Genomic DNA, 12,446 nt, shown 5'->3' on the forward strand with positions numbered 1-12,446 from the left:
CTCACAGTTGATACCGGCGCATCCGGGTCTGGATGCCGAAGAGATAGATACAGACACCTACAAGGATGATCGCGAACATGGCTCCGGCGATGGCAGACCCCATATGCGGATCGCCCAATTGCAGCTGGAAGCCAAAGAAGGTGCGGTACATGAAGGTGCCCAGGATATCGGTTGAGAAATCCGGCCCTGCCAGCGCGCCTTGGGACACATAGATCAGGTCGAAGGCGTTGAAGTTGCCCACAAATGTGAGGATCGAAATGATGCCGATTGATGGAATAATCAACGGCAGCTTGATCTTCCAAAAGGCTGATGCTCCGGTGATGCCGTCGATCTCGCCGGCTTCAAGGATCTCTTCGGGAATCGACAGCAGCGCGGCATAGATAAGCATCATCGGGATGCCGACGAATTGCCAGACTGAGACCAGTGCGAGCGTGGTCAGGGCGTACTCTTCTTTGCCCAGCCACGGTGCGAACAGGGATTTCAGGCCAACAGCATCCAGCATGGATGGCGCGATGCCCCAAAGTGGCGACAGGATCAGCTTCCAGGCAAAGCCCACGATCACAAAGCTGAGGATTGTCGGGATGAAAATTGCAGACCGGTATAGCGCGGCAAACCGCAGGCGTGGATGTGACAGCAGCGCCGCAAGCGCGATGCCGATGGGATTCTGCACCAGCATATGGATCAGGAAAAACCAGAAGTTATTGCCCAAGGCATTCCAGAACTGCTCGGACCAGATCGGGTCAAAGAACAGTGTGCGGAAATTCTGCAAGCCCACGTAGATACGTGTCTGATCGACCTCGGTGAACAGCGCGAGGCGCAGTGTGTTGAACAAGGGGAAGATCATCACCGCCGTATAGACCAGCACCGCAGGGGCGAGGAAAACGGCAATGTGCCAGCGTATGCGGCGGGTTTGCATGAGATTCTCCGGGAACATGGTCCGGACGCGACGCGGGCCGCGTCCGGTTTGAGTGAGTGGCTTAGGGCTTACTGGTGCGGTGCGTACCAGCTGGCCAAACCGTCCTGCAGTTTCTGGCCAAGCGCTTCTGGTGTCTCAGTGCCTTTGATAGCGGCCACGGATGCACCCCAGGTCTCGTTTTCCAGGTTTGGCGTACCACGCGACAGGATCTGGTAAGTTGAACGGATGGTGCTTTCACATTCCTCACGCCAACCGACGATTTCCTTCGCCAGCGGATCTTCCAACTCGACCGGAGTGCTGGAGAGCGGGAAGAAACCGGGCAGGGCGTTGCCGAAGATGCTGGCAAACTCAGGACTTGCAACCCATGCCAGGAAAGTACGGGCCGCTTCCGGGTTTTCGCTGGCCGCGTTCATGCCGATGCCGATATCGGTATGATCCGAGATATAGCAGGTGTCGCCTGCATTCTGGACTGGCGGCTTAAACGCGCCCATTTCGAAATCGGCCTGCGTGTTGAAACCCGAGATTTCCCAGCTGCCCGCCGGATAGACCGCCGCCCGGCCCAGTGTGAACAGGTTCTGGCTGTCGGGATAGGTCTGTGCCTCATAGCCGTCACCCAGATAGTCACCCCATTTTGCCAGCGCCGCATAGGGGGCAACCCACTGCGTGTCGGTCAGCTTTTGCTCGCCCTTGATCAGCGCCAGACGGCCTTCTTCACCTTTCCAATAGTTCGGGCCGATGTTGTTATAGCCCATGGTGGCGGCTTCCCACTGGTCGTTGGTGCCCATCGCCATTGGGATATAGGTGCCATCTTCCTTGATCTTGTCCAATGCGGCAAAGAACTCGGCCTCGGTGGTCGGAACTTCAATGCCCAACTCGTTGAACGCATCTTTGTTGTAGATGAAGCCGTGGATCACCGACGCCATCGGAACGCAGAAGCTGGCCGATGCATCATCGGTCTGCCATGCAGATTTGGCGACGTCCGAAAAGTTGTTCATCGCATCCAGATCAGACAGATCGCTCAGATGGCCTGCTTCGTACAGCGCCAGAGAGGCATCAAACGGGCGGCAGGTGATCAGATCACCGGCAGAGCCTGCTTCGAGCTTCGAGTTCAGAACGGCGTTGTATTCTGCAGGGGCCGACGGAGAAAACACGACCTTGATGCCAGGATTGGCGGCTTCAAACGCCGGAATGATCTTTTCCTGCCACAGGGCAAGGTCATCGTTGCGCCAGCTTTCGATCGTGATCGTTGCATCCTGCGCATAGGCGCTACTTGCGACAAGCGCGGTGCTCATCAGGGCAAGGCTTAGGACATTGCGTTTCATTTGGTCTCTCCCAGTTTGGTAGTTTCATTATTTTGCTTCAGCCGATTCATGGCAGGGCGCAAATGGCCCGCTGTCTCTGTCAGCAGCGCCTCTGCCGCCTCGACGGATGAGGCTCCGGCAGCAACAAGTGCGGCGCTTTTCAGCGCGCCATCGGTGGATCCGAGTGCCGCATCTGCGCGTTCAGCCGTCACGCCCGCCAACTGACAGACGATCCCGTTAGCACGTGCGCGCAGCTTGTCATTGTCTGCGCGCAGATTGATCATCATGCCGTCCTGAATATGCCCAAGCTCGATAGCCATTAGTGTCGACAGCATGTTCAATGCGATTTTTTGCGCGGTTCCCGCACCCATCCGGGTTGAGCCGGAAATCAACTCGGGTGGCGTAGGTAGCAACACGGCATGATCCGCCAATTGCAGCAATAGTGATCCCGCATTATTGGCAATTCCGATGACTGGCACGCCTTTGGCCTGCGCCATCTTGGCCGCAGCAATCGTATAGGGTGTCGTTCCGCTGGCCGAAACCGCGATCAGCGTGTCATTCTCGTGTAAGTCGGCCAATTCATTTTCGAGTTCATCAACTGCATCCTCGACATCGCCGGGCATTTCGGCTGTGGTCGGCAGGCCGCCGGCCATATGGATGGTGATTTGTGATGCGGGGATTGAGAATGTGCCCCCCAGTTCCAACGCATCTGATGCGGCCATCAGGCCGGAAGATCCTGCCGCCAGATAGCGAAGCTTGCCGCCTGACCGGATCGAATTGGCCATCGCCTGCGCGCCGCCACATATCTGAACCAGGGCCTCCAGCGGCGCCTTTGCTGCCGACGCCTGCGAGACCGCCAGCAGGTCTGCCGCCTCGATCAGCGGACGGGTATCCAGCCCGTGTGCATCCTGATGCAGTTGTTCCGTTACTGGCGTGTTCACGTGATTCTCCCCCAAGAGTTCCCATGATCATACCTTTTAAATACCATTAGTCTACCATTTATTTTATCACCCTATATTGGTAATGTTTTGAGCCTGAATCGTGCGTTTGGTTATAATTGGGACTTTGTTTTTGCTAATAGGTATTATATAGGTCTTTTTATGACTCGATCTTCAAAACCTCTGATTCTGGCTGTTGACGGGGGCGGAACACGCTGCCGCCTTGCCCTTTGCGACGGAGATACGCGCCACAAGGTCGAGGTTGGCGCGGCAAATGTATCTACAGATTTCGACGCCGCCTGCCGTGAATTGCAGCGTGGGCTAGAGGCTCTGATATCTCAGTCCGGTCGTTCCCTTGATGATCTCATTTGCGCACCCGCCTATCTGGGGTTGGCCGGGATTACGGGCGATGCAATCGCGCAGAAACTGGCGATGGCTTTGCCATATCGCCACGTGCGTATCGAAGATGACCGCGCGGCCGCCTTGCGCGGGGCACTTGGTCCGGCAGACGGGTTTGTTGCGCATTGCGGGACAGGGTCGTTCATCGCGACGCAACAGGCAGACGCGATTCGCTTGGTCGGAGGGTGGGGGCCCGTGTTGGGAGATCAGGCTTCTGCGCAATGGATCGGCAAACGCGCGCTGTCCAAGGCTTTGGATCATGTCGATGGCGTAAGCCAGCCTTCGCAATTGGCGCAGGACTTACTGTCCTACCACGGTGGCGCGCCGGGGTTGGTCAAAGCAGCCGCTCAAATGGCGCCAACCGAATTCGGCGCAATCGCCCCTCAGGTGACGGAACTGGCCAGCCAGAAGGACGTGCTTGCCGTCGTGCTTTTGCAGGACGGCGCCGATTATCTGGCAGGCATGATGCATAAGATGGGTTGGACCCCGGGTCTGCCGATTTGCCTGACCGGAGGCATCGGGCCGCATTATGCGCCCTATTTGCCGCAGAACATGCAATCCGCGCTGACCCAGCCTTTGGGCGACCCGCTATCCGGCGCGCTGGCTTTGGCCCGCGCTTATCAGGAGGAGATCGAACATGAGTGTAGCTGATTTCCTGCGACCTGAGGGATGGCTGGGTCAAAGTTCTGGCCCGCGTTATGTGCAGCTGCGTCAACGGCTGGAACAAGGGATTCAGGATGGGATTCTTCCGCCCAATAGCTCGCTGCCACCTGAACGAGAGATTGCCGAACTGACCGATCTGTCGCGTGTGACCGTGCGCAAGGCCATTCAGGAACTGGTCCGCAAAGGAGCGGTTGAACAGCGGCAAGGTTCGGGGTCTTTCGTGCGCGAACCGGTAGCGCGGGTCGAACAGTCACTGTCTCATCTGACTTCGTTCACCGAAGATATGGAGAGGCGGGGCCTCAAGACCACTTCAACCTGGCTGGAACGTGGAATTTTTCTGCCCTCACCCGAAGAGATGATGGCCCTGGGCCTGTCAACCGACGAGCAAGTTGCCCGCATCCACCGCCTGCGTGCGGCAGGGGGGCGGCCGATGGCGCTGGAGCGCGCGGCGCTGCCGCTGGACATCCTGCCGAACCCGACCGAAGTGACCGGATCGCTGTATGCTGTGCTTGAGCACGCGGGGTTCCGACCGGTACGCGCGATCCAGAAGATCTCGGCCATCAACCTCGAAGCGCCTGAGGCCGAACTGCTGGATGTTGCCGAGGGCACAGCCGGGCTTCGGATTCAACGTACCTCGTATCTGGAAAGCGGGCGGGTCGCTGAATTGACCCGCTCAATCTATCGCGGCGATGCCTACGACTTTGTAGCTGAACTGCGCCTATCTAATTGAAAGCCTGGGACCATGTCTGACAAAACCACTCAAATGCGGCGGGAAATCAACGAGATACCCGACGCTGTCGACCGCCTGCTGACCGAAGGCGCAAGCCGGATTGCGCAAACGGCTGATGAAATCCGGGCCCGTGATCCACGATTCCTGATCTCAGTCGCGCGGGGGTCTTCGGATCACGCTTGTAGCTTTCTGAAATACGCATCCGAGCTGCTGTTGGGCCTGCCCATGGCCTCGGTCGGGCCGTCGGTCAAATCGATCTATGGCGTCGACATGCGCTGCGAGGATGCGGTTTGTATCTCGGTCTCACAATCGGGGCAGAGCCCTGACATCGTGCAGCTTACGCAATCCGTAACCTCCGGCGGGGCCTATTCAGTTGCGATCACCAACAACACGGCCTCCGCTCTGGCCGAAGCGTCCACTGCGACACTTCCAATTCACGCGGGTCCCGAGCTGAGTGTGGCTGCGACCAAGACGTTCGTCACCTCTTTAGTCGCCGGCCTGTGGCTAATCGCGCAGGTGAAACGCGACGATGAGTTGTTACGCGCCATCCGCGGCCTGCCGGACAGCCTGTCAGCGGCGATTGCCTGTGACTGGAGCGCGGTGGCGGAAGCGGTGGATGGCCGTTCGCTGTTTACCCTGGGGCGCGGCCTGTCGCTGGCGATCTCGAACGAGGCTGCGTTGAAATTTAAAGAAACATGCCAGATCCACGCTGAAAGCTATTCGGCGGCCGAAGTACTGCATGGCCCTGTTTCCATCGTCGATCAGGGCTTTCCGGTGCTGGCCTTGTCCTCAGGCGATGCAGCTGAGTCCAACCTGGCCGAGGTTGCAGATAAGCTCGCCGCCAAAGGGGCGGATGTCTTTGCCACCACCAGCCGCGTGAAGCAGGCAACGGTGCTGCCACATGTCAGAACCTCGCATTGGATGACCGACCCGATCCCCACAATCGCTTCCTTCTACGGAATGGTTGAAAGTGTGGCCACCCGGCGTGGTGTCGACCCAGATATGCCGCGTCACCTGAAGAAAGTGACGGAAACGGTATGACCGGCCCTTCGATTACCTTTGCGGGCGGCCCGATATTCGACGGAAGCGACCTGCATGTCGGTTACGCTGCGCGGTTCCGCAACGGTGTGATGGACGCATTGATCCCCGAGGCGCAGGCCACCGGCGACCAAATCGAGGATTTGGCCGGGCGCATCCTCAGCCCCGGATATGTGGATCTGCAGGTCAATGGCGGTGACGGCGTGATGTTCAACGACGACCCATCCGTTGATACACTCAGCCGGATCGCAAAGGCGCATCGAGGGTTGGGCGCGACCCGTATCCTGCCTACCCTGATCACGGATACGGCCCAGAAAACGCGGGATGCAATTGAGGCCGCAATCAAAGCCGTACAGGCGGGTGTGCCGGGTATTGCTGGCCTGCATTTGGAAGGCCCACACCTGTCGGAGCGGCGCAAAGGGGCGCATGACGCAGCCCTGATCCGCACGATGGAGCAGACTGATCTGGAAGCCATTGTTTGTGCGGCAAGGCATCTGCCCGCTTTGATGGTTACGGTTGCCCCCGAAACAACAACGCCTGAACAAGTCAAGGCACTGGCGCAGGCTGGCGTGCTTGTCTCGCTCGGCCATAGCGATGCATCCTTTGACACCTGTTTGGCTTACGCCGAAGCAGGCGCGCGCTGTGTTACGCATCTGTTCAACGCCATGAGCCAACTTGGCAACCGAGAGCCGGGCCTGGTCGGTGCCGCCCTAGCATGCGGGACGATGTCAGCGGGGCTGATTGCGGATGGTGTGCATGTTCATCCCGAAACCATGCGCGCCGCCTGGGCTGCCAAGCAGGGGCCGGGCTGCATTTTTCTTGTCAGCGACGCGATGGCTGTGGCAGGGACAGATCTGACAGAATTCCAATTGGAAGGTCGCCCGATTCAACGCAGAGAAGGCAGGCTGACCTTGCAGGATGGAACTCTGGCCGGGGCCGACCTGTGTCTGACGCAAGCGGTGAAGGTTCTGACCGAACAGGTCGATATCCCATTGTCACGGGCTTTGGCCGCAGCCACCAGCATTCCGCATCAGTTCATTTCAAAACAGGGCGACAGGATGCCGATGGACCTATCACACATGATCCTGATCGCGCCGGATTTGTCGGCGGCCCAGCCGGTTGTGGCCTGATCGACCCTTTCAGGGGTCGATCACCGACTGACTATCAGCCTGTTACCGCACCATCGTGAGCTTATTCCAATCGGCATAATCGGGGGTGCCTTCGCCCTTGATCTCGCCCGCATACCCGAATTCTACCATATGGGTCATCGTTGTGGTCTCGGTTGCAAAGATCACCGCATAGCTTTCCGGCAGGTCAGAGGACGACAGAAAGCGGGTTGCAGAGAAGTCGGCCCACCCGGCATGATTGGTGCCTCGGGGGGCCGACAATGGAACGCCCAGCAAAGAGCCAGACAATGGTAAGTGGCAATGCCCGTGGAATATGTGCCGGATTTTGGCTGTATGTGGCGCAATCGTTTCAGCAAATAAACCCGCGTCCAGCAGCATAATCTCATCCATTGGGGCTATTTCGATCGGAACCGGGTTGTGATGCATGAATATCCAGACCGAACCAGGCAGGGTTTCCAACTGTCGGGACAGCCAATCGGCACGTTTTGTGCAGAAATGACCAGCATGGGTGTTCGGGCCCCATGTATCCAGAAGCACTGCATGACCCAGACTCAGTGGTACCGTGCGATGCACAAATCCGCCTTCACCTTCCAGTTCCGGGAAACAGCGCAAAAAGGTCGGGCGATCATCGTGGTTGCCGATCAGCAACTCGACGGGAAGCGGGATGCTTTCCATCCGTTCCTTCAGCAACGCATAATCTGCAGCTTCACCCCAATCGGACAGATCACCTGTGATAAACAACGCCTCGGCATCGCTGTGGCTTTGCATCGCGTGATCCAGTGCTTTGTTCAGATTGGCCAATGGATCGCGACCGCTGATGGTATCGCCCGGCGTTGTCAGGTGAATATCGGTGAATTGAAGCAGCTTCATGGACGGCGCCTTTTGAGTATTAATCTAAGAGGAATTGGCCCGCGCCAGCCTATGGCACGGGCCTTGAGTTTTACGACCCGGAGGGCAGCAGATCCTGCACTTCTTCGGTCAGGTCTTGCTGCAACTCTTCCATGTCATCATATTCGCCGGTCACGATGCCTTCGATCCCGTCATAGATGACCTGCGTTGCGGCCAGACCGTTGTCGCCCGGATAGGCCTGCCATTCACGCAGCAGGGGCAGCTGACGTACCGCTGTCGCCTTGGCCGGGTTTTCGGCATAGAAATCGGCCAGAATGATCTCATTCGCGGCCTGGTTCGGCGGCATGTAACCTGTGGTCCGCGCCACATCGGCGGCACCTTCACCGGAGGTGATGAATTTCAGCCATTTCCATGCCGCTTCCAGCTCTGCCGGATCCTCAGACGTCGACACCAGCAGGGCCGAGTTTCCGCCCGCAGGCAGGCCCATGGGTCCTTCTGCGGCAAAGCCGGGGTATTCGTGCGTCACTAAGGTGAAATCACCCATCGCGCGCTCAACTGCGCCAACGGCGGATGTGGACCAGTACATCATGCCAATCTCACCGGCCGAGAACGAAGCCAAAGCGCCTTTCCATTCCAGGTTCTGCATTTCACAACCCTGGAACAGATCTTTCATCGTGTTCAGCGCCTGCAGGCCTTCGGGCTCGTCCAGGGTGAAGTCGGTACCCATGACGGTGGGTTTGTCCTGGCTCCACATCAGCGCTTGCAGGAACCAGTTGCCGGTGATGTTCCAGCCCCAGAACATGGGGTTTTCGACACCGGCTTCTTTCAGGCGGCCACAGGCTTCGATCACCTCAGCCCAGGTTGTGGGCAGGTTGGTTTCGTCATAGCCAGCCTTGGCCATGGTCTCCATGTTGTAGTAGCCAACCGGCAGCGAGATCGAAAAGGGCAGGCCGTAGACATCTTCGTTAAAGGTGCCAAGGTCCAGCATCGCCTTGTGATAGCCGTCTTTGGCGAAATCGGCCTCTTTCGCGATGAAAGGCTCCAGCGATTTTGCGATGCCTTTTTCCACCAGGATCGCCTGACGGTTCAGGCCCTGCATTGTCACGTCTGGCAGTGTGCCGGCAACGGCTTCGCGCAGGATCGTGTTGGTGCCATCTTCATAGCTTTCATAGGTCGCCCGCATCTTGATTTCGATGTTCGGGTTCTCAGCATAGAACTTTGGCAGTATCTTTTCGTAGGTAACGTCAAAGAGATGGCTATAGGGATAGGCAAACTCGACGACGATCTTGTCTTGGGCAGTGGCTGCCCCTCCGGCAAGTACCAAAGCCATTGCAGTTGTGAGGGTTTTCATTACTCTCTCCAGTTGAACTGAGGGGTCTGACGGTTTGGCGATTGGCAGCCCCCTGGTGGGTATCCCGATTTGGGATCTCGTGGTGGGGCGGGGATATCCCGCCCTACTTCATTCCGGATAGTGTTATCCCTTCGATAAAGCGGCGTTGCGCCAGCAGGAAAACAACGATCAGCGGGGTCACGATGATGCAGGCCGTGGCCATCATCGGACCGAAATTGTCACCATCCGCGTCCCCTTTGAATTCTCGCAAGCCCAGCGGTGGCGTGAACAGCTCGCGATTGCCGGTGATCACGATGCGCGGCCAGAAATAATCATTCCAATGCGCGACAACCGAAAAGATCCCAAAGGCCAGCAAGGCGGGAATGGCGGTGGGCAGCATGACGTTCCAGACGATGGAATACTCGCTCATCCCATCCATCCGGGCGGCATCGATCAGATCGTCGGGCACGGTCATAAAGAACTGACGCATCAGGAATATCCCAAACACCGAGATGGTCCAGGGCACGATGAGCGCCGCATAGGTGTTTGTCAGCCCAACTTTGGCCAGCATGATGTACAGCGGCAACGCGATTGCGTGTACAGGGATCAGAAGGCAGAACAGCACCAGCGCAAACACCGCCTCGCGCCCCCAGAACCGGAGCTTGGCCAAAGCATAAGCGCAGGGCAGGGCGACGATGACCTGGATCAGAAAGATCGACAGGGTTACGAAGATCCCATTGGCCAAATAGCGCAGCAAGGGCGCTTTGGCGAAAGCGGTCGTGTAATTGTAGACAGTCGGATTGACCATGCAATCCGCCGCAGCATTGCCGAGCTTGACGCAGAAATCATCCCGGAACGGTTGCTGGCTACCGAAGAAACCACCCAGGTTTTGCATGATCTCATGCGGCGCTTTGAACGAGTAACTGACCATCACATAGAAGGGCAGCAGGACGACGATTGCGCCCAGGATCAGGATGACATGTTTGATCGTCTCGGCGGTGGAAAACCGATACCCGATCTCGGGTAGGGCGGTGGCGGGGGTGGAAGTTGTATCAGACATAATGAGTCCTCCGGTCCACCAGCCAGCGCTGCACCAGCGTCAGGAACATGACAAAGGCCAGGAACACCACGGTGATGGCAGCGCCGATCCCCATCAGGTTTTGCTGGATCGCCTTTTCGTAGATCGCAAACATCATCACATAGACAGATTTCGACGGCCCACCGCCTTGCGGATAGAATGCCTCGACCGTGTCAAAGACCTGAAAGGATCGGATGAATGAGATTGTGACGACAAACACGGTTGTGGGACCCAGCATCGGCCAGGTCACCAGCCGGAAACGCTCCCACCCAGTGGGTGCGCCATCCATTTCGGCAGCATCATAGAGCGAGGGTGGGATCGAGCTGAGCCCGGCCAGATACAAGACCATGTTAAAGCCGAAACCCTGCCAAACGCCGATGAACGCTACTGTCCAGATCGCATAATCCCGATCAGTCAGCCAAAGCGGGAAAGTCTTGGCACAGCCTTGCGCGTACCAGCCCCAGCCCTCGAGCCACGTGCCGCATCCTTTTTCCAGCGTTGCATTCACAATGCCGATGGTCGGGTGCAGGGCAAATTCCCACACGATGGCCATAGCGATCAGCGCGGCCATGACCGGCAGAAAATAGATCGTCTTGTACAGGTTCCCAAAGCGGGTAAGTGAATGAATCAGAAGGGCGGCACCCAAACCCAGAAGAACTGTAAGCGGCACAACAACAAAGACATATCGGAACGTCGCCCCGAACATCTTTTCATAGCTGCGCCGGGTAAAGATTTTCTCGAAATTCTCCCAACCGACATAGTCCATGCCCGCATTTCCCAGCGAATAGTTGGTAAAGCTCAGCACACCCGCGATGCCAATTGGCACAATCAGGATCACGATCATCAGGATCAGCGCCGGGGCGATGAACCAAAGATAAGCGCGCGAACCGGGCATCAGGCGACCTCGAGCATTGTCTGCTCGGACAGTCGTGCACCGCTGTCGTCAAACATCATGATTTTATCCCGGATCGCAGAAAACCGCAGAGTCTGTCCAATCTCGGCTTGCGTGTCCGGGGCAGCCCGAACAACGATCTTTTGCTCTAACCCGTTAACACCTAGATGAATGAACAGATCGGAACCTAGGTTTTCCCGATGGGTCACGACCCCGGAAAACGCGCCCGCGGGATCGATGCTCAGATGTTCAGGCCGGATGCCCAATGTGACGGGACCTGACTGGGCGTTGGTGCCCAACAAACTGACATCCAGCGCCCGCAATACACCGGCGCCATCGATTTCGGCAGGCAGGGTGTTGATTGCGGGTGATCCGACAAAGCGGGCGACGGCCAAGGATTGTGGATTGCGATAGATATCATCCGGTTTGCCAAGCTGCAGAATATGACCATCCATCATGACGGCCATCCGATCCGACATGGTCAGCGCCTCGGCCTGATCATGGGTGACATAGACGAAGGTTGTTTTCAGACGGCGGTGCAGATCGGACAGTTCAGCCCGCATGTGAACCCGCAAGGCTGCGTCCAGATTGGACAGTGGTTCATCCATCAAAAAGGCGACCGGATTGCGTACCATAGCCCGGCCCAAAGCTGCACGCTGACGCTGACCACCCGACAACTGGCCCGGTTTGCGATCCAACAGGTTTTGGATCTGCAAAGTCTCAGCGGTTTCATCGACCTTGGCCCGAAGCCCTCGGTAGGCCGAGCGGGCAATCAAGGGACCCAGCACGGGCAGGCGCCCGGCTGTCCCAATGTCCCGCAGTTTGAGCGGCGTCATCATGTTTTCGGCAACCGTCAGATGCGGGTAAAGCGCGTAAGACTGGAACACCATCGCCAGATTGCGGCTGGCCGGGCGCATTCGGGTCACGTCTTGCCCGTCAATCATCACCTGGCCCGCCGTCGGAGCTTCGAGCCCAGCAAGGATGCGGAGCAAGGTGGATTTACCGCAGCCGGACGGGCCCACAAGGGTCAGGAACTCACCCTCTTCGATTTCCAGATCGACACCCTTAAGCACAGGTGTTGGCCCGAATGTTTTCTGAATACCTTGAAGGCTGATTTGACCCATAGCGCGGCTACCCCAACTGACCGGGCGTAGCTTAAGAAGTTCATGTCGCGATTCTGTGACG

At 57.7% G+C, this 12,446-nt stretch carries 12 protein-coding genes; 4 read left to right on the forward strand and 8 right to left on the reverse strand.

All coding sequences use genetic code 11. The features are described from left to right. Position 1 precedes the first annotated feature (1 nt). The 3 genes from AC2FGE_RS04490 to AC2FGE_RS04500 all read right to left on the reverse strand — a co-directional run bounded on the left by AC2FGE_RS04490 (position 2) and on the right by AC2FGE_RS04500 (position 3,158). Positions 2-916, reverse strand: a complete 915-nt coding sequence (locus AC2FGE_RS04490) for a carbohydrate ABC transporter permease (protein WP_039534942.1) — start codon at positions 914-916, stop codon at positions 2-4. A 68-nt stretch (positions 917-984) separates the two neighbouring features. Then, complete coding sequence (locus AC2FGE_RS04495) at positions 985-2,238, reverse strand: ABC transporter substrate-binding protein (RefSeq protein ID WP_496818002.1); 1,254 nt, start codon at positions 2,236-2,238, stop codon at positions 985-987. After that, complete coding sequence (locus AC2FGE_RS04500) at positions 2,235-3,158, reverse strand: N-acetylmuramic acid 6-phosphate etherase (RefSeq protein WP_496818003.1); 924 nt, start codon at positions 3,156-3,158, stop codon at positions 2,235-2,237. Before AC2FGE_RS04500 ends, AC2FGE_RS04495 begins: the two co-directional genes overlap by 4 nt. A gap of 159 nt (positions 3,159-3,317) precedes the next feature. On the opposite strand from AC2FGE_RS04500, the gene AC2FGE_RS04505 reads away from it, so the two are divergent. Genes AC2FGE_RS04505 through nagA form a run of 4 tightly spaced genes read left to right on the forward strand, consistent with a single transcriptional unit; the run spans position 3,318 to position 7,115 of the window. Beyond that, positions 3,318-4,205, forward strand: a complete 888-nt coding sequence (locus AC2FGE_RS04505; RefSeq protein ID WP_496818004.1) for a glucosamine kinase nucleotide-binding domain-containing protein — start codon at positions 3,318-3,320, stop codon at positions 4,203-4,205. Further along, the gene (locus AC2FGE_RS04510; protein WP_496818005.1) at positions 4,192-4,947 is read left to right on the forward strand and encodes a GntR family transcriptional regulator; all 756 of its coding nucleotides are present in this window, start codon (positions 4,192-4,194) and stop codon (positions 4,945-4,947) included. Before AC2FGE_RS04505 ends, AC2FGE_RS04510 begins: the two co-directional genes overlap by 14 nt. A 12-nt stretch (positions 4,948-4,959) precedes the next feature. Then, positions 4,960-5,988 carry an SIS domain-containing protein gene (locus AC2FGE_RS04515; RefSeq protein ID WP_496818006.1) on the forward strand — a complete coding sequence of 343 codons (1,029 nt, stop codon included), beginning with the start codon at positions 4,960-4,962 and terminating at the stop codon, positions 5,986-5,988. Further along, positions 5,985-7,115: an N-acetylglucosamine-6-phosphate deacetylase gene (gene nagA, locus AC2FGE_RS04520; protein ID WP_496818008.1), complete on the forward strand. Its 1,131-nt coding sequence runs from the start codon at positions 5,985-5,987 to the stop codon at positions 7,113-7,115. The genes AC2FGE_RS04515 and nagA overlap by 4 nt, the downstream gene beginning before the upstream one ends. 42 nt (positions 7,116-7,157) lie before the next feature. Here the strand turns inward: nagA and AC2FGE_RS04525 are convergent, their stop codons facing one another. The 5 genes from AC2FGE_RS04525 to AC2FGE_RS04545 all read right to left on the reverse strand — a co-directional run bounded on the left by AC2FGE_RS04525 (position 7,158) and on the right by AC2FGE_RS04545 (position 12,385). Then, positions 7,158-7,982: a metallophosphoesterase gene (locus AC2FGE_RS04525; RefSeq protein WP_496818009.1), complete on the reverse strand. Its 825-nt coding sequence runs from the start codon at positions 7,980-7,982 to the stop codon at positions 7,158-7,160. Between the two features lie 70 nt (positions 7,983-8,052). Continuing rightward, the gene (locus AC2FGE_RS04530; RefSeq protein WP_496818010.1) at positions 8,053-9,312 is read right to left on the reverse strand and encodes an extracellular solute-binding protein; all 1,260 of its coding nucleotides are present in this window, start codon (positions 9,310-9,312) and stop codon (positions 8,053-8,055) included. 103 nt (positions 9,313-9,415) lie between these two features. Next, positions 9,416-10,351: a carbohydrate ABC transporter permease gene (locus AC2FGE_RS04535; protein WP_496818011.1), complete on the reverse strand. Its 936-nt coding sequence runs from the start codon at positions 10,349-10,351 to the stop codon at positions 9,416-9,418. Next, entirely contained in the window at positions 10,344-11,264 is a 921-nt protein-coding gene (locus AC2FGE_RS04540) for a carbohydrate ABC transporter permease (RefSeq protein WP_496818012.1), read from the reverse strand. The genes AC2FGE_RS04535 and AC2FGE_RS04540 overlap by 8 nt, the downstream gene beginning before the upstream one ends. After that, entirely contained in the window at positions 11,264-12,385 is a 1,122-nt protein-coding gene (locus tag AC2FGE_RS04545) for an ABC transporter ATP-binding protein (RefSeq protein ID WP_496818013.1), read from the reverse strand. Before AC2FGE_RS04545 ends, AC2FGE_RS04540 begins: the two co-directional genes overlap by 1 nt. Between the last annotated feature and the right edge of the window lie 61 nt (positions 12,386-12,446).

Source organism: Ruegeria sp. YTSA075, assembly GCF_059610245.1.